Origin of the sequence: Chryseobacterium tongliaonense (assembly GCF_041224435.1) — a bacterium.
Classification (GTDB): domain Bacteria; phylum Bacteroidota; class Bacteroidia; order Flavobacteriales; family Weeksellaceae; genus Chryseobacterium; species Chryseobacterium tongliaoense.
Genome location: NZ_JBGFFD010000007.1, coordinates 187031 through 204212, shown reverse-complemented (window position 1 = coordinate 204212; position 17182 = coordinate 187031). Strand labels below are relative to the sequence as shown.

Below are 17182 nucleotides of genomic sequence, written 5' to 3'. Positions count from 1 at the left end.
AATGACTATAAAATTTTTAATGCCATGTTTATTAATTTCTGCAATGGCATTTTCTCAAACTTCCGTTTCAGGATATGTTTATGAGGATAGCAATAAAAATCTGAAAAAAGAAAACCGAGAAAAAGGAATTGAAGGAGTACCGGTTTCCAATGGAGTTCAGGTGGTTTTAACAGATAAAAACGGAAGATACAGCCTTCCGGTTCAGGAAAATCAGACGATTTTTGTCATCAAGCCTTCAGGATATCAGACCGCTTTAAACGGCAATAACCTGCCTCAGTATTACTATCAATACAAACCAAAAGGTTCTCCTGCTGATTTTAAATACAAAGGGAGTGCACCTACAGGAGAGCTTCCTAAAGAATTGAATTTCCCGTTGTATAAGCAAACGGAGAATAAAGATTTTGATATTCTGGTTTTCGGTGATCCGCAGCCTTATACAGAAAAAGAACTGGATTATTTCAAAAGAGGAATTGTAAATGAAGTTAAAAATACCAGAAAAAATGCAGTACTGGGAATCAGTCTGGGTGATCTGGTAGGCGACAACTTAAGCTTACAGAAGCCTTATGCAGACGTAATGAAAGAAATCGGTTTACCATGGTACAATGTAATGGGAAATCATGATATGAATTACGATGCCAAAGAAGATCAGTTTTCAGACGAAACATTTGAATCCAATTTCGGGCCTGCCAACTATTCATTCAATTATGGAAACGTACACTTCATTATTTTAGATGATATTTTATATCCGGATCCGAGAGATGGGAAAGGATATTGGGGTGGCTTCCGTGAAGATCAGCTGAAGTTTGTTGAAAATGATCTGAAGCTGGTAGATAAGAACAAATTGGTTGTTGTTTCTTTCCATATTCCGCTGGATCATAAAGATGAAGATAATTTCAGGAATGCAGACCGTCAGAAATTATTTGATTATCTGACTCCTTTTCAGAATGCATTGATTTTATCAGCGCATACTCATATTCAGCAGCAGATTTTCTACGGAAAACAGGCTGGCTGGAACGGTTCAAAAGACCTACACGAATATAACGTGGGAACCACTTGTGGCGATTGGTATTCAGGAACTCCTGATGAAGCAGGCTTACCGACTTCTACCATGAGAGACGGAACGGCAAAAGGATATTCATTCATCAGCTTTACAGACAATCAGTATAAAATTAAATACAAAACAGCCGGAAAACCGGAAGATTATCAGATCAAATTATACGTTCCGAAAGTTATTCCGTTCCCTTCAAAAACCTCTGCAAAAGTGCTTGCTAACTTCTTTATGGGAAGCAAAAAAGACAAGGTAGAATATAGAATTGATAATGGCGACTGGAAAGAGATGGAATATGATGAAACAATTGACCCGAATTTCGCAATGTCAGTATTCAAATGGGATACTACACAAAATCTATTTCCGGGCAGAAGACCTTCAAACCCTGAAATGTCAAAACACATCTGGACGGGTGGGTTTACCAATAAACTAACACAGGGAAAACATAAGGTTGAAGTGAAAGCGATCGACATGTATGGAAATCAGTTTACCGCTTCAGAAGAATTTGAGGTTAAAGAACCTGTTCTTATCCCTTAGTTTTTCATTTTTTTTACTATACTTTCAATTTCAGGAAACCGGCTTACAAAAGCCGGTTTTATTTTTTTTATTACAAAACTTTTGCTTACCTGGCGAATAAAAGCTTAAAGGTTTTTAAAACCTTTAAGCTTTCAATAACAGTTAACCCGCACGAAACTTAACGAAGTGAGTCGACAAATGAAGTAATCAATTTAGAATTTTTCAAAACAAAAGAAAAAGGTTTAAACACAAATATTATAGGTTTTTAAAAATGTCGTTTCGTAAATTTGTATCACGAAAAGTATATCACTATGAATATAAAAGGAAAAAATGCCATTGTAACAGGTGGTGGAAGAGGTCTTGGTAAAGCAGTTGCCTTAGCACTGGCTAATGAAGGAGTAAATGTAGCCGTTACCGGAAGAAACGAAGAAAACCTTAAAAATACGGTTGAAGAAATCAAAAATACCGGAGTAAATGCAGCTTACGCGGTTTTTAGTGTTGATAACGAATCTGAAGTAAAAACAGGTATTGAATCTTTGGCTGAGCAACTTGGAGTTATTGATATTTTAATCAACAACGCTGGAATAGGTGACTTTGGAACCATTGAGGAAATGCCATCCGAGACCTGGGAACAGGTAATAAAAACCAACCTTTTTGGAGTGTATTATGCGGCAAAAGCGGTTTATCCCTTCTTAAAAGCAAAAGGTGAAGGCGATATCGTCAACGTAGCATCAACAGCCGGTTTGAAAGGCGGACCGAATATGTCGGCTTATGCAGCATCCAAAGCAGCCGTGGTTTCTTTATCACAATCAATGATGGCGGAATGGAGAAAGCAAAACATTCGTGTGATTACACTGACCCCGAGTACAATTGCTTCAGATATGAGCATCCAGGGCGGACTAACTGACGGGAACCCCGACAAAGTACTACAACCGGAAGATTTTGCAGAATGGGTAAGAGATATCCTGAAAATGAACAGAAGAGCGTTAATCGCAAACGGTTCTATCTTCTCTACGAATCCATAATGGCTGAGAGTTGAGAGTCAATGGTTAATACGGTTAAAATATAACCATTCATCCAAATAAGAAAATAATTTCAATAAAATTATTATCAATTAGGAGCGGGCTTTAGCCCGCTTCTCTTTAACATAATGACATTTGGCTTTAGCCGAAACTTAAAAACGCAGTAAGGCTTAATATCCTTAATATCTTCATCAATCTTAATGGTTCAGTTCAGGTTTAAGGTTTAAATTTAGGTTAAATTATTATCAATAGGAGCGGGCTTTAGCCCGCTTTTCTATTACGTAATAATATTTGGCTTTAGCCGAAACTTAAAAACGCAGTCACACTTAATACCCTTACTACCTTCATCAATCTTAATGGTTCAGATTTAAAGTTTAAAAAGTTCGGCATGAAAAAACATTCCGCTCTTTACATTAAAAAAATCATTATTTCCGGAAATTCTAACCTTATTAATTCATTATTTTTGTACCAAATTTATCACATGCAAAATTATTTAGAATTTAATTTCAAAATTTCCCCACTCCAACCCTGGAACGAGATATTAATGGCAGAGCTTATCGAAATAGGTTTTGACAGTTTCACGGAAGAAATCGATGGTATTTTAGGATATATTCAGAAAGATTTATTCAATGAAAACGAGCTTAAAACACTTCCGCTTTTTGAGAATGAAAATGTGAAAATTGAATATTCTTTCCAGGAAATGCCGAATATCAACTGGAATGAAGAATGGGAAAAGAATTTTTCACCGATAAATATTGATGATAAAGTTTTGATCAGAGCAGAATTCCATGAATCTGTATCCGGAATGCATGAAATTGTCATCCAGCCTAAAATGTCTTTCGGTACCGGTCATCACCCTACAACCCACCTGATGATCCAGCAGATGATGGATATGGATTTAAACGGTAAAAAGGTACTGGATATGGGGTGCGGAACTTCCGTGCTGGCAATTTATGCCAAACAGAAAGGTGCAGGTGATGTAAAAGCAATTGATATTGATGAATGGTCGGTAGAAAACTCAAAAGAAAATGCAGCAAGAAACAGTGTTGAGCTGGATATTGAACAGGGAACTGCCGAAAATTTAGGAAAAGAAAACTTTGATATTATTCTGGCTAATATTAACCGTAATATTCTGATTTCAGATATTCCGACGTATGTATCTGTTTTGAATGAAGGTGGAAAATTATTGCTTTCAGGATTATGTTTCTTTGATGTAGACGATATTCTGGAGGTTTGTAAAGAAAACAACCTTGAGTTGAAAAAGCAGTTGCAGCGTGAAGAATGGGTAAGTCTGTTGCTCGAGAAATAATAGAAATATGAGATCTTTACTGACTAAACAGTTAAGAAGAAAATAAAAAGACGAAATGACTGACGTTTTTGAAACTTATCTATCTTCAACAGGAGGACTATCAGCTAAGGAAATTAACTTTTCTGCGCAGTTCTTCAAACCGATCCGCTTAAAAAAAGGTGATTTTTTTATTCGTGAGGATGAACCCTGCCGTTATATTGGATTTATCGCTGATGGTGCTTTAAAAGCATATGCTATCGACAAAGAGGGAAAGGAAAATATAACCTGCTTCAAGTTTGAAAATGAATTTGTCACCTCGTTTCCGGAGTTTGTGACGCAGGGAAAATCCAGAAGGAGTATCAGAGCTATAGAAGATAGCCTGATCTATAGAATTAGCTACCCGGAGTATCATCATCTCCTGGGTCAGGTGACTGCTTGGAACGGAGTTGTAAAATCAGTGATGGAGCAGGAGTATAAACAAAAGGAAAGTTATCTGCTGAGTTACAATAATAGGTCGGCTGTGGATAAATATCGTCATATTCTGTCTGGCGAACCGATGCTGGTCCAGCGTGTAGCAACTCAGGATCTGGCATCGTACCTGGGCATCACGCAGCGATCGCTTACACGCGCGAAAAGACAAATACATAGACAGACCTAACGTATTATAGGACAAATGTCCTTATGCGGTCCTGATCAGAGATGTAGATTTGCACAAAAAAACTATGTTACGTCAAATTGCTCCCGAAGTATTTCAGATTTCACTAATGCCACGGAACAGCATAAACTGCTATATTATCGAAGGTGTATTGGTAGACTCCGGAATACGGAGTTCGTATACCACTGTAAGGAAAGCTCTCCAGAAAATTCCTGTTTATCAACATATTCTGACGCATGCGCATGCAGATCATCAGGGCTGTAGTGATCAGATATGCGCTGAGTTTGCGATACCCTTACTTTGCCATTCCGACGAAGTTTTTAGAACCGAAACGGGTATGGTCACCAACGACTATCCAACTCCACAACATTGGATAGCAAAGCTTCAACAAAAGTACTGGGCAGGTCAGGGACATCAAGTCGAACGGACAATCGTTGAAAATGACAGGATCGGAAACTTTCGGGTAATAGAGACACCCGGACATTCGGCCGGTCATATTTCTTTATTCCGTGAGCGGGATGGTGTACTCATAATCGGAGATGTGGCGACAAATATGAACCTGCTCACGACAGCGACTGGTCTGCGGCTTCCACCAAACATATTCACCTCGGATCAGCAGCGAAATATCAAATCGCTCCAGAAATTAGCAAAACTGAACCCTTCTATTATCTGCTTCGGTCATGGACCTATCATGCGAAATACAGATCGGAAGTTTGAGGAATTTGTAACTAAATGCAGCGCGGCTATTTAAAGATAGATCGTGCTGTTATATTGGACTTGCTTTATCTCATCCCAAAAAATTACAAAAACCAGAAAAAAAGACACTATAACCTTAAGAGGATTTCGAATTTGCGAGAAAGTCCTGTAGAAAATATATTGAGGCCCCCTCTATAAAATTTCATACAAATAATAGAAGAATTCTGGCTTCAAAAATCGAACACCAAATGTGCTAATGGTAAAAGTTTGGGTCACGGATTTTTATGGGTAAAAAAAGAGACAGCTATCAAATAGTTGTCTCTTTAAGTGAACTTGGAAGGATTATCTTCGAACCTTCTGATACAAGATTTGAATTGGATTTTGAAGTTAAATATTTGATTATTAGTTGTTTGTGTGAGTGTTCGGAGAGTTCGGATCCTTTTGAGATATCTTGACGGGAGCAATTTTTCGAACCTTTGTTCTAATATTTTAAGGAATCTATTTTTCAATAGATTGGTTTTTAATGTTTTAGGATTAATAATTCAAGTTCGAATCCTCTTGCCATATTGATTTTATTAAGTTTTTGGGACTATTATAATAACTAAAATACATAATTTTCAGCTTTGAGTTGATTTATTATCAGCTCAAAGCTCGTTTATAAAAAGCTATGAACTTTTATAACTTTTAATTATGGCGTTGATTCAGTATTGAAATTTCTTTTTCAAATGAAATGAAAGGTAAGGATTCTAACCAATACTTTCATTGCACTTTAAACCTAATTTTTAAGGATATTTTTAATTACTGCCACGAATTTGCCAATAATTATTTTGGTAGATGTTTTGAAATAAATATTTGTCAACGACTCTAAATAACAACTAATTTATTTTGCCAAATATAATTTCCATTTTAATACTTATGACAACACTATAACTTGAGATGTTATGGCGTGAATCATACTCTTATTTTTCTAAAATTATCTGAGTTATTTTACCTTCGTCCAGTCTGATATTTAATCGAATTCTATAAAAACTCTTTGCAGCTTCTTCCGGTTCAGAAGGTGGTGTAAATGTTTCTAAAGAAATTTTTATATCCTTTTCAATAAATGACCATGACGATTTTATTTTAAAATCTCTCCCACATATTTCTTGATAAGAAGAATCAATATAATTTTTAAACTCTTCTAAACCGTCAGTAATAAGTGTTTGCTTCCAATTGATCCTTATTTCAAAATTTAGGTTCTCAGATAAATCCTTTAAAATAGATTCCTCATCAAAGTTATTACAAGCTTTTATAAACTCACGGACTATCTTCCTAGGAATTTTTTCACGCTGTTGTTTTTCTTTCTTTTTGATCTCCAAATAGTCCTTGAAATCTCGGTTTACAATATTTTCCAATTTGTCCTTACCTCTATAAAAGGCATCAAGCTGAGTTTTATAAAGTTTATCTGTAAAAAAATCAGCTGTTTCAGGATCTGCCTCATGCTTAAATTCATCTACGAGAAGGAATCCTTTTTCTTGAGTAGAATTATTAATACCAGGAATGATATTTATATGATAAGTTTGCTCATCTGGCCCAAAAAGGACTTTAATTGCCGGATTAAACTGAATGGGAATTTCTACGTCTTTCTTTATCAGGTATTTGGTTTCGTTTAAGGGATTTTCGATAGGGTTTCCCCAATCAGTTGTACACAATTCAGATTGATGCCTTGAAATTTCTACTCGTATTTCTTTTCTTCCTCGGTGCAGATCGGTCGTGAATTCATAACCAGGAAACGCATCGCTTATCAATTTGTCAAGTTCCCATTCTTCATAATTACTGGTGAAATTTATTCCAAAATATTCTCCAAATTCCGTTAAATAAACAGGAAATTCTATTTTGTTTCTAATCAAAATACTTTTGATTATGTCGATATCAGCTTTTCTATTTACTGTAATATTTATTTGTGTTTCGATCATTAGTAAAAAAGGAAATATAAGTTTGAAATATAGATATTAACATCAATTTTACCTTTATTTAGAACAGTTTGAGCCTTTAGAGAATGAATAAATTTTATTAGGGATGTTTTATTTTCAGTCCAATTTATAGGAATGTTTCCAATCAGCAGATATCTCCCAAGACAGAAATTAATTTGACTGGCATTTATCCTGTAAACTATTTTATTTCACTTTAATCACAACTTTCCCTTTTGCTCTTCCACTGGCGATATATTCCAGGGCTTCATTGGTTTGATTAAAAAGAAATGTTCTATCAAGAATCGGTTTTATTATTCCATTTTCAATCAATTTTGTGATTTCTTGTAATTGCTTTCCATTAGCCGTCATAAAAAGAAATTCATAATAAACATTCAATTTCTTTGCTTTGCCTCGGATCTTACTACTTAATAGTTTTGTAGCGAATTTTACGTACCATGGAAGTTTGAACTGGTTTGCAAATACTGGTGTTGGAGGACCTGAAATAGATATGACTTTACCACCATCCTTCAACACGTTTAAAGACTTTTCAAGAGTTTTAGTATCTTGGCTGTTCAATACAAAGTCATAATCTTTTAAAACAGCTTCAAAATCTTCTTTTCTGTAATCAATAACTACATCCGCTCCGAGACTTTTTACCAGGTCAGTATTGGCTGCACTGGTTGTGGTTGCGGTTTTTAATCCCAGATGCTTTGCCAATTGAATGGCTATTGTTCCCACACCTCCCGAACCTGCCTGTATAAAAACTTTTTGTCCTTTTTTTAAATTGGATTTTTCTATGAGTGCCTGCCAGACCGTTAAAGAGACCAATGGAATAGATGCAGCTTCTTCGAAGCTGATATTAGTCGGTTTTAGTGCTAAATCCTTCTCATTTATTGCAATATATTCTGCAAAGGCCCCAATATTGAAATCCGCTGGACGGGCATACACCTCATCACCGACTTTGAATTTTGTTACTTTTGAACCAACCTTGATTACTACTCCTGATACATCGTGCCCTAACACAAGCGGTAGTTTATAAGGCAGGATCAATTTGAACTCGCCACTTTTTATTTTTAGGTCGAGTTGGTTAACGCTTGCGGCGTAAATCTCAACCAAGACCTCATCTTGCTTTAGGTTGGGAACCGGTAAATCGACAAGTTTCAACCTGTCCGTTTTACTGTATCTAGAAATACTGTATGCTTTCATATTTCAGAGGGTTAAATTATTATTCACTAATTTATTAATATGATTTTAGAATAGCTATGCAAAGTAAATAGAAATTACTTTCTTTTTCCGCAGCTTTTTCCCAAGTATCATTTCACTTGTTAGGAAACAGGCTTTTACGGAAGTGATCTTTATTTAATCAGGTTTATTTCATTAATTGCAAAACGGCAATAGCTATTTTTGATATTCAGCGAGCTTCTTACCACCTTTTACAAAGGTGAATGTTTCCTGTATTTCATAGGCATGTGCTGCGGAACAAAAAAGTGCAATTCTGTCGGATAACTTTTTTACTTCATCGCTTCTGAAAAAGGTGTCTTGGGCATTTTTGTCGCTGAAGCCAAGAATTAGCGAAGCTTGGAATTGTACTTCTTCCGCATTGTCGTGTTGTACGTTTGGTGTATTCCATTGCTTTTGGTTCCAGGGCATGTATACCTTGTTCCTCAACTCTTTCAAAACACGCAAATTTGCCAAGGCGGGAGTAAGTTCATTATTGATAAATTTTTTAAATTCCTTTTTATCTACACCTTCTTTAATCCTAAAGAAAACCATACTTCTTGCTTGAATTTTTTCATCAGAATCATTCAAGCTATACGACTTGGAAGCATTTCCCAATGCCGCGTAAAGTAAAGTACGTTTGAAAAGGTTTACTTCGTCCTCGTACGCCAGTTTGTTCTGTTTTTTTCCTCTAAAGACTGAGAAGATATTTTTGAGCGTAACATCTGCTACACCGTCAATCTTACGGTCAGATGGGATAGATGTTTCTACACCATTGATTAAAGGCCAAAGCCCATTGTTTTCTTCGGTAAAGTGTATCTGACGGTATTCTTCAAGTCCCTTATTTGCCGAAATGATCTGCGAGTGTGGATATTTCCAACGTTCCATTCCTGCCTGGCGAGGTTTATCGGTGCGCATCCATAACAAAATGGAAGATGAAGTGTGATTTTCCGATTTTATGGAGGTGCGCACATTTTCAGCTTTTGCCTCTATGTTCTGGGCATAGCTGTGCGTAGGTACAGATAATGCTAATAAAAATATTGCTGCTAATTTTTTCATTGCTAAATTATATAATTGTTGAAAATTATGATGCACAAAATGCCAGTGCTCTTTTTACAAAATCCCAGTACTGCTGAAACACGCCTCCGTGCCGCGGTTCGTAGTAAATATGTATGGTAGCATCTGGGAAACGCTTTGTGAGGTCGTATGAGTTAGGAATTGGTACCATCCTGTCACCATTGATAAAATAGCCGCTTTCACTTTCACGTTGGATTCGTGCTTCAAATTTGCTGCTCACAAGGTCTTATTTTTAGTAAATTTTCTATTTCAATGATTTTTTATCTTTAGCCGGGTTAACCAGTCCATAGGTAAATTTTGGTACAAGACGGTTTAATAGGTACACAAGTTTTGTATCCCCCACACGTATCGTTAACTGGTTTTTATGCAATCCACTGATAAGCCCTTTTACGAACTGCTCCGGAGATAGTTTTTTGTCTTTTCTGTCTGCTGTCATCTCGGTATCAACCAGCGGAGGCAGCAATTCAAAGACTTTTACATTACTGCCAATAATATGCAGATGCTCTCTTAATGACCTGGTGTAAAATGCCAAAGCGGCTTTGGATGCAGAATAGGTTGCTTCCATGACAGAGGGTACGATACTGAGTATGGATGTCGTATTGATTATGGCGGCTTCTTTTCTTGATTTGAGCATATCCATAAACAGGTTGTTCAGACGGATAACACCAAGATAATTAACCTCCATTTCGTAGGCTGCTCCATTAAGATGCCTATCATCAGCCATGCCAAGATTTAATGGCGGGACGCCAACCCCGGCGTTATTATAAAGGATATCTATACCACTCAAAGCAGACACCTGAAGGTAGAGAGCTCTGGCATCTTGTTCGTTTCCTGCATCGCTCTGTATTGCAATAAGTGACGGATACCTGTTCCTTGCTTCATCTAGTTTCTGCTGGTTTCTGCCTGTTATGATAACCTTTGCTCCAATTTCAAGAAACTGTTTTGCAGCTTCCAGTCCTATACCCGAACCTCCACCTGTTATCAAAATTGTTTTTCCTTTTAATTCCATATAATTTCTTTTTAACAGGGATGTGCCCATCTAAGAGCACATCCCATGAACTGCTTTAATTACGGCTGTTTATCCTCTGTTGCGTGAAAGGCTGGCGAACGCTTCCCGGGTAGCGGCTGCATAGGCCTTTGTTTCACCAACAGGTACTTCAAACTGATCTTTTTCAAGGGCGATGAAAAGTTCATCTGCCACTTCCGAAGGCGGTATTCCGTTCGCTCCTCCAATTTCAGCAGAGAATTCTGTGTTTACCAGCGGTGGATAAACCTCGTATACTTGAAGGTTTTTGGATTCCTCGTAGGTTTGTCTCAACGCAACTGTATAGCTGTGCAATGCTGCTTTTGTCGCTCCGTAAGTCGGAAGGAATTTGTGGCTTCCATAAACAGCGATTGATGATATATTCACTACCGATGCCGACTCTTTCTCTAATAAGAGGGGCAATAACAGTTCTGTAAAATGGATTACCGAAAAATAATTGGTATTCATTTCGATCTGTGCCTTTTCGTGGGCATTGGTTGTTTCACTCAACAGATATCCGAATGCTGCTCCTGCGTTATTAATGATAATGTTCACATCTGAATGCTTTGTTTTCAATTCTTCAGCGATTCGTAATCGATCAGCTTCTATCGAGAGATCACCCTGGATAGCAGTAGCGTTGTCAAGTTGCTGCAGTGCATTGGTAAGACGTTCTTCATTACGTCCGTTAATAATCACCTTATTTCCGGCTGCACTTAGATTTTTTGCGATAGCGAGGCCGATACCGGCACTTCCGCCGCTTATGAATACTGTATTTCCTGTTGTTTTCACTTTATAAATTCTAAAATTAAATGATGTGACTGTCGTGATGGTTAGTCTTTCAAAAAGCTGTTTACCTCAGATGTAAAATCATTATGGTACTGGTACAAAGCTCCATGCCCTGAATCGCTCCAGATCACCAATTTGGCATTGGGGATATTCTGGACCATATTATATGAGTCCTGCGTGGCAACCATGATATCATTATTACCATTAACAATAAGTGCAGGCTGTCTGATTTTTTTTAGCAGGGTAAACTCTTCATCCTGTTCACTTCCCCAACGGATAATTGCTGCTGCCTGATTCTGAATAGCTGTTTGGGTAAAGGCTGGAACACGGTCTTCTTTTATTCTTTTCTGCAACCTTTCCGTATAGTCAAGTCCTGCTTTTTGGCTTGTCGCTGAGGGAGAGAAAAAAAGATATAGACGGGGATTTTCCGGCTCCGCTTTTCGGGCAGCTTCCACATGCTTAAGTATGTTGGCTGTATACTTACCTCCTTTATGACCTGTACCGGCCAGGATAACTTTGTTAACAAGATCGGGATTCTCTGCTGATACGACCTGTGCCACAAACCCACCTATGGAAAACCCTAGCAGGTTAACCTTTTTATGCCCCAGGGCTCTGATTACATCTGCGGCATCCGCAGCCATGCCTTCAATTGTCTCCGGGGTAGTGCCTGCTGAACCTCCCACACCTTTGTTATCCAGAAGTATGATAGGGTGTTTTTCAGCAAGGGGGTTAATAACCGCAGGATCCCAATCATCCATAGTTGCTACAAAATGGATAAAAAATACCAGGGGAATACCTTCTTTCTGACCGAAAGAACGGTAAGCATATTTAGTACCCTTTACCTCAATATATTGGGTAGGTGCAGTTTCCTGTGTATACACGGTAACTTTTTCGTTTTTACTGTCCATCGTTTTATTTTTTTTTGATTGGGAAAATGCTGTATTGACTGTCATACAGACCAATAGGGAAGCAATCCCGATTTTACGGATAATTGTTATTTTCCTCTGCATTATTATTAGTTCTTTTGGAGTGCCGGATAGTCTGTATATCCTTCTGCTCCCGGTGTATAGAATGTATTTTGATCTGGAATGGCAAGCTCCGCATCGGTACGGAATCTCTCAACCAGGTCCGGATTAGCGATAAATGGAGTTCCGAATGATACCAGATCAGCATCACCGGCTTCCAGTACGGCATTGGCCGTTTCTTTCGTGAAACCACGGTTGATGATGATAGTGCCATTATAAATGCTGCGGAAGTGTTTGGCCACCTCCTGGATAGCGAATGGGTTTCCTGTAACATCTGTAAATGGTTCGGTTAGATGAATGTAAGCCAATCCATAGCCGTTAAGCCTATCAACAATATAATCATAGATGGCGATCGTCTCATCGTCAACAGAAATACCCATAAGATTATTTAATGAAGGATTAAAGCGTACACCGACACGGGAAATGTCCACAGCTTTTTTAAGTTCATCGAGGATTTCAAAGAGAATACGTGCACGGTTTTCTATGGAACCACCATATTGATCATTTCTTTGGTTGCTGTTCTTACTGAAAAACTGCTGTAAAAGATAACCGTTTGCTCCATGCAACTCTATACCATCAAAACCTGCTTTGAATGCATTGACAGCTGCCTGTCTGAAATCTGCTATGGTTTGCTTGATATCCTCCAGGCTCATTGCTCTGGAAGTTTCACTTTTCTTGAAACCGGTAGGCGTGAATATATCCAGATCTGGATTATAGCTTGATGGAGCTAGCGGTGCGTTTCCATTGTGATGGTCAGGATGCGAATATGCTCCTGTATGCCAAAGCTGGACAAAAATTTTCCCACCTTTTTCATGCACAGCATTTGTAGTTAGTTTCCATCCTTCTATTTGCTTTTCAGAATAAATGCCTGGCACATTCGGAACACCCACGCCATCTCTACTAATAACAGTGCCTTCTGTAATAATAAGACCAGCAGACGCTCTTTGTCCGTAATATTCAGCATTTAATAATGTTGGGGCATTATCTGCATTATCCGATCGGCTTCTGGTCATTGGAGCCATAACGATCTTATTCGACAATTCTACACTCCCTAGAGTGTAGGGTTTGAAAATGTTTTCTGTACTCATTTTTTTTATTTTGGTAAATGATTTTTATTTTAAAAGGAAATTATGAATATAACCCACAATAAGTTCAGGACTTTGGTAATGGGGAGCGTGGTCTGCGTCATTAAGGATAAAATGCTGTAGGGTAGGTGCATTTTTTAACAATGGGAACCAATTCTCTACTGCAAGAGATATGTCGTGGTCTCCCGAAATAGCAAAAACAGGTACCTGTAAGGTTTTATAACCTTCCCTAACATTGAGGGCATCCTCGGTTGCACTCGCAATGCCGGCAATGTACCGACCGATCAATTCTTCAGTAGAAGGTACTTTACTCCAGTCCAGACGTTCATGGATTCTGTCTGTTGAAGCTTTGGCTGCTGATCTGCTTTTTTCCGATGTAGGTTCGAAGAATAGAGTGACCCAATCTTCAAAATCGTAAGCAGGCTTAGGGGCCAGCTCTAGAAAAAGAGGCTCAAGCGGAACTTCGTTTTTCCCTATTGGATTTCCTCCGATTACGGTATTGCTCAATATACGGTCCTGTGCCAACCACGTAGCATATTGGGTTACAAACGTACCGTAAGACCATCCCAAGACATGGAATTTATCAATACCCAGGCTGTCGGCCAACTTAATGATCTCACTGGCAACTTCCTTAATATCGGTTGGCAGTTCTCCCTCTGAATAACCGATACCAGGGTAATCAAAAGTGATCACGGTGTTCTTTTCCGCTAATAGATCCAGAAATAATGGGTCCCAGGTATCCAGGGTTCCCCTGAAGCGATTGGCAAGTATGATCGGAGATCCGTTTCCGATCTGACGATAGGCTATATTCCTGTTTTCGATGCCTACAAATTTGGTTTCTGATGTTAACGCTGTTTTACCCATAATGAATGTATGTGTTATGTATTATACTTTTTAGTCTATTTTAAAAGAATAATATACTTTTTGGTCTATTTTAGTCCAAAAAAATTAGTTGCTATACTGATCGAGTTCGGCTTTCAGGTTTTTTATCAGAGAGACCATAGGCTTTGCAGAATTCATTACCCTACACATGACAATGCCTCCTTCCACAGCAGCCACAATCTTAAATGCAATGACAGAAGGTTCAAGTTCTTTTGAAAACTCTCCATCTTCTATGCCTTGTTTCAACAGGTTCGTAAGATCTTCCTGCCCTGCACGGAATACGGATGCTACCTTCTCTTTGATCAGTGGGAAATTATCGTCCACTTCAGCTGCAGTATTAATGATGGGACAGCCTCCCGGGACAAATGTCTGGATGGGATCTTTGTAAAAATCTAAAAAATTGAACAGTTTTCCTTTTACTGTTTTTCCCTTAGCAACTTCCAGTCTCATCTGGTCTGATATCTTTTTTAGCAACAGATCGACCACCTGGTTTGTAAGATCCTCCTTGTTTTCAAAATGACTATAAAGACAGCCTTTTGTGAGCTTTGTAGCTGCAAGGACATCATCAATGCTGACTCCGGAAATACCTTTCTGATTGTATATCGGCGCCGCTGTATGAAGTATAAATTGCTTTGTTTTTTCTGCTTTCGTCAACATGATCTTTCTCTATAACGTTGCAAATATACTAAAAAGTATTTTTAAAAATATACTTTTTAGTATTTTTCTGACATAATTATTGGAATTGAATAAATATCTACACAGATCCGAACCATCCTCTTCAGAATAGCATAAAATTCCACTATTTTAATCCTTTTCAAATTACTGCCATGATTCTGCAATAAATATAAATCATGCTATTATCCAGTAAAACAGAATATGACCGAAGCATAAAAGCCATTTTGTAAAAACTTGTATATAAATTATTCAAATAAGTTGTTCTGTTTTTCGTTTAATATATAGGAGTTTTAACTAAAGGACTTTAATTAATACCACGCCATGCAAGCCGTTTATCTGTATATACGAGTCAGTACTGATGAACAGGCTGTAAAAGGATATTCCCAACGCAGCCAGTTGGATCGACTTGTGCACTATTGTAAAGATCACAATCTCATTGTTGCCAAAACTATTTTCGAAGACTATTCTGCAAAAACATTTAACCGACCGGAGTGGAACAAGCTGTTCGCTGAACTTAAGCTCACTAAGAACCAATCTTCACTTATTCTCTTTACTTATTGGGATCGATTCAGCCGCAATATTATGGACGCTTACAAGATGTTAGAAAGATTGCAGAATATTAAAGTCTCCATTCAGGCAATTGAACAGCAGATAGACTTCTCAATCCCGGAAAGCAAAATTATGTTGGCAATGTACTGGGCTACTTCTGAAGTAGAAAACGATAAAAGAAGCCGTAATGTACGTTTGGGAATGCAAAAAGCAAGACTGGAAGGAAGATGGATCAACAAAGCTCCTCTAGGATATAGAAATAAAATCACATCTGATGGAAAAAAATATATAGCCATCTACGAACCGGAAGCATATATTATCCGTGAGGCTTTTACAGCTATAGTGAGACAAAATAAATATTGTTTAACTGAAATATACAAGGATGCGGTATCAAATGGGCTTAATTGCAGTAGAAGTGCTTTTTACCGGCTGGTAAGAAATCCTATTTATTGTGGTAAAATAAAAATTCCGGCATTCGAAGATAAAGCTGAAAGAATTGTTGAGAGTACTCATGAGCGTCTTATACCTGTAGTTTTATTTGATCATGTTCAAAGAATAATAAAAGACGCAGATTTAAACCATCCTAAGAAACTAACTTCAAAAAGGATAGTCAATGAAAATTTAATTTTTAGAGGTGTCCTACAATGTCCTAATTGTGGAAATACGCTTACAGGAAGTGGATCGCAGGGACATACTAAAAAATATTATTATTACCATTGTATGGGACGTTGTTCATACCGGGTAAGAGCTGACGTTATCAATTTGAGTTTTCTCTCATTTCTTAAGAATAATAGAGTGGTAGAACCATTTTTAGAACTTGCCAATAGTATCTCAAAGGAAATTTACGGTGAAGAACATCATGATTATGTTCAGAAAAAAGAGGAGATAAAGAAAGAAATGGAAAAATTGATTGATAGGGGATTCAATGCACAAAAGCTATTTTCAAATGGGAATATTGACTATGATGATTATATACTAATAAGAAGTCGTTGTCAGGAATCTTTAAAAGATAATACTGATAAATTGAGACAGTAGGCTTTAAAAATAGTGGCTGAAAAACATATAGAAAAGGGGACTGATTACATAATTAACCACTTAGGGGAGTTTTATGAAAATTCAGATACTATAACCAAACAGAGAATTATCAGGTTGTTTTTTCCGGAGAAAGTAAAAGTAATAAAAGGGAATATTGAAAAAATGTTATCAGAAAGTGTTAAGAACATATTTGGATTAACTCCTTCATTTTCTAGAATAAAAGAAATCCATGGTCAGCAGACAGAGCAAGCAATAGTTGAATTTTTTAAAGAATTATATTTTTTAGGGTATGAACAAAACTTAAAAAATATCTAAAAATTGATTGATTAGTTTTTGATTTTTCAGAGTAAAGCTGATATTTTAAATTGTATTTATATTGATTAGCCGGAATTACATTTGGAGCCTTTCGTGAGAGTTCAACCATTTCTTCTTTTGATGGAGCTCTTGGTGAATGAATATCCTAAACACCCGGACCAATCTCGTTCGGATATTTAAAATCTGCAAAAGCATTCAAAAGTTCCATTTATGAACGGGAACATTCTATGATAATTACATCAGCATCCATATGGAATAAGATGTATATACTTTGAAACCTCTTGTATAACATGATCAAATTCTACTCCTTCAGATAATATAGTGGTGTCGGACA

The 17182-nt window shown here is 37.4% G+C and carries 17 protein-coding genes and 1 pseudogene; 7 read left to right on the top strand and 11 right to left on the bottom strand.

The window, feature by feature from the left end:
• The first annotated feature begins 19 nt into the window (after window positions 1–19).
• The 5 genes from AB8P06_RS15555 (at window position 20) to AB8P06_RS15535 (ending at window position 5280) form a co-directional block, all read left to right on the top strand.
• Complete coding sequence (locus AB8P06_RS15555) at window positions 20–1585, top strand: calcineurin-like phosphoesterase C-terminal domain-containing protein (RefSeq protein ID WP_369843123.1); 1566 nt, start codon at window positions 20–22, stop codon at window positions 1583–1585.
• Between the two features lie 290 nt (window positions 1586–1875).
• A complete protein-coding gene (locus AB8P06_RS15550; protein WP_369843121.1) occupies window positions 1876–2589 on the top strand; it encodes a 3-ketoacyl-ACP reductase in 714 nt (237 codons plus the stop codon).
• A 478-nt stretch (window positions 2590–3067) separates the two neighbouring features.
• A complete protein-coding gene (gene prmA, locus AB8P06_RS15545; RefSeq protein WP_369843120.1) occupies window positions 3068–3895 on the top strand; it encodes a 50S ribosomal protein L11 methyltransferase in 828 nt (275 codons plus the stop codon).
• A gap of 55 nt (window positions 3896–3950) precedes the next feature.
• Entirely contained in the window at window positions 3951–4532 is a 582-nt protein-coding gene (locus tag AB8P06_RS15540; protein WP_369843118.1) for a Crp/Fnr family transcriptional regulator, read from the top strand.
• Between the two features lie 64 nt (window positions 4533–4596).
• On the top strand, window positions 4597–5280 hold the full coding sequence (locus tag AB8P06_RS15535; RefSeq protein ID WP_369843117.1) for an MBL fold metallo-hydrolase: 684 nt from the start codon (window positions 4597–4599) through the stop codon (window positions 5278–5280).
• A gap of 904 nt (window positions 5281–6184) precedes the next feature.
• Here the strand turns inward: AB8P06_RS15535 and AB8P06_RS15530 are convergent.
• From AB8P06_RS15530 to AB8P06_RS15490, 10 genes are all read right to left on the bottom strand, one after another.
• Window positions 6185–7180: a hypothetical protein gene (locus AB8P06_RS15530; protein ID WP_369843116.1), complete on the bottom strand. Its 996-nt coding sequence runs from the start codon at window positions 7178–7180 to the stop codon at window positions 6185–6187.
• Window positions 7180–7308, bottom strand: coding sequence for an RteC domain-containing protein (locus AB8P06_RS20695; RefSeq protein ID WP_502064276.1), 129 nt, complete (start codon window positions 7306–7308; stop codon window positions 7180–7182). Before AB8P06_RS20695 ends, AB8P06_RS15530 begins: the two co-directional genes overlap by 1 nt.
• A 73-nt stretch (window positions 7309–7381) precedes the next feature.
• On the bottom strand, window positions 7382–8383 hold the full coding sequence (locus AB8P06_RS15525; RefSeq protein ID WP_369843114.1) for an NADP-dependent oxidoreductase: 1002 nt from the start codon (window positions 8381–8383) through the stop codon (window positions 7382–7384).
• Between the two features lie 192 nt (window positions 8384–8575).
• Window positions 8576–9454 carry a hypothetical protein gene (locus AB8P06_RS15520; RefSeq protein WP_369843113.1) on the bottom strand — a complete coding sequence of 293 codons (879 nt, stop codon included), beginning with the start codon at window positions 9452–9454 and terminating at the stop codon, window positions 8576–8578.
• 262 nt (window positions 9455–9716) lie between these two features.
• Window positions 9717–10511 carry an SDR family oxidoreductase gene (locus tag AB8P06_RS15515; RefSeq protein WP_369843111.1) on the bottom strand — a complete coding sequence of 265 codons (795 nt, stop codon included), beginning with the start codon at window positions 10509–10511 and terminating at the stop codon, window positions 9717–9719.
• A 39-nt stretch (window positions 10512–10550) separates the two neighbouring features.
• Window positions 10551–11285 carry an SDR family NAD(P)-dependent oxidoreductase gene (locus tag AB8P06_RS15510; RefSeq protein ID WP_369843109.1) on the bottom strand — a complete coding sequence of 245 codons (735 nt, stop codon included), beginning with the start codon at window positions 11283–11285 and terminating at the stop codon, window positions 10551–10553.
• 41 nt (window positions 11286–11326) lie between these two features.
• Window positions 11327–12292 (bottom strand): alpha/beta fold hydrolase, encoded by a 966-nt coding sequence (locus tag AB8P06_RS15505; protein ID WP_369843108.1) that lies wholly within the window; start codon window positions 12290–12292, stop codon window positions 11327–11329.
• A 5-nt stretch (window positions 12293–12297) separates the two neighbouring features.
• Window positions 12298–13395 (bottom strand): alkene reductase, encoded by a 1098-nt coding sequence (locus AB8P06_RS15500; protein ID WP_369843107.1) that lies wholly within the window; start codon window positions 13393–13395, stop codon window positions 12298–12300.
• Between the two features lie 24 nt (window positions 13396–13419).
• Window positions 13420–14256 (bottom strand): alpha/beta fold hydrolase, encoded by an 837-nt coding sequence (locus AB8P06_RS15495; protein WP_369843106.1) that lies wholly within the window; start codon window positions 14254–14256, stop codon window positions 13420–13422.
• A gap of 84 nt (window positions 14257–14340) precedes the next feature.
• Window positions 14341–14931: a TetR/AcrR family transcriptional regulator gene (locus AB8P06_RS15490; protein WP_369843104.1), complete on the bottom strand. Its 591-nt coding sequence runs from the start codon at window positions 14929–14931 to the stop codon at window positions 14341–14343.
• Between the two features lie 339 nt (window positions 14932–15270).
• Here AB8P06_RS15490 and AB8P06_RS15485 point away from each other — a divergent pair, with 339 nt between their 5' ends.
• Both AB8P06_RS15485 and AB8P06_RS15480 read left to right on the top strand, forming a co-directional pair.
• On the top strand, window positions 15271–16533 hold the full coding sequence (locus tag AB8P06_RS15485) for a recombinase family protein (RefSeq protein ID WP_369843102.1): 1263 nt from the start codon (window positions 15271–15273) through the stop codon (window positions 16531–16533).
• A gap of 12 nt (window positions 16534–16545) precedes the next feature.
• Window positions 16546–16848, top strand: coding sequence for a hypothetical protein (locus tag AB8P06_RS15480; protein ID WP_369843075.1), 303 nt, complete (start codon window positions 16546–16548; stop codon window positions 16846–16848).
• Here the strand turns inward: AB8P06_RS15480 and AB8P06_RS15475 are convergent.
• A pseudogene (locus AB8P06_RS15475) lies at window positions 16799–17140 on the bottom strand (hypothetical protein); the annotation flags it as partial. The gene AB8P06_RS15480 and the pseudogene AB8P06_RS15475 overlap by 50 nt on opposite strands.
• Between the last annotated feature and the right edge of the window lie 42 nt (window positions 17141–17182).

Bases quoted from the DNA above. Each gene is read 5' to 3' on its own strand.
- AB8P06_RS15555 (WP_369843123.1), top strand. From the start codon at position 20: ATGCCATGTTTATTAATTTCTGCAATGGCATTTTCTCAAACTTCCGTT.
- AB8P06_RS15550 (WP_369843121.1), top strand. From the start codon at position 1,876: ATGAATATAAAAGGAAAAAATGCCATTGTAACAGGTGGTGGAAGAGGT.
- prmA (WP_369843120.1), top strand. From the start codon at position 3,068: ATGCAAAATTATTTAGAATTTAATTTCAAAATTTCCCCACTCCAACCC.
- AB8P06_RS15540 (WP_369843118.1), top strand. From the start codon at position 3,951: ATGACTGACGTTTTTGAAACTTATCTATCTTCAACAGGAGGACTATCA.
- AB8P06_RS15535 (WP_369843117.1), top strand. From the start codon at position 4,597: ATGTTACGTCAAATTGCTCCCGAAGTATTTCAGATTTCACTAATGCCA.
- AB8P06_RS15530 (WP_369843116.1), bottom strand. From the start codon at position 7,180: ATGATCGAAACACAAATAAATATTACAGTAAATAGAAAAGCTGATATC.
- AB8P06_RS15525 (WP_369843114.1), bottom strand. From the start codon at position 8,383: ATGAAAGCATACAGTATTTCTAGATACAGTAAAACGGACAGGTTGAAA.
- AB8P06_RS15520 (WP_369843113.1), bottom strand. From the start codon at position 9,454: ATGAAAAAATTAGCAGCAATATTTTTATTAGCATTATCTGTACCTACG.
- AB8P06_RS15515 (WP_369843111.1), bottom strand. From the start codon at position 10,511: ATGGGCACATCCCTGTTAAAAAGAAATTATATGGAATTAAAAGGAAAA.
- AB8P06_RS15505 (WP_369843108.1), bottom strand. From the start codon at position 12,292: ATGCAGAGGAAAATAACAATTATCCGTAAAATCGGGATTGCTTCCCTA.
- AB8P06_RS15500 (WP_369843107.1), bottom strand. From the start codon at position 13,395: ATGAGTACAGAAAACATTTTCAAACCCTACACTCTAGGGAGTGTAGAA.
- AB8P06_RS15495 (WP_369843106.1), bottom strand. From the start codon at position 14,256: ATGGGTAAAACAGCGTTAACATCAGAAACCAAATTTGTAGGCATCGAA.
- AB8P06_RS15490 (WP_369843104.1), bottom strand. From the start codon at position 14,931: ATGTTGACGAAAGCAGAAAAAACAAAGCAATTTATACTTCATACAGCG.
- AB8P06_RS15485 (WP_369843102.1), top strand. From the start codon at position 15,271: ATGCAAGCCGTTTATCTGTATATACGAGTCAGTACTGATGAACAGGCT.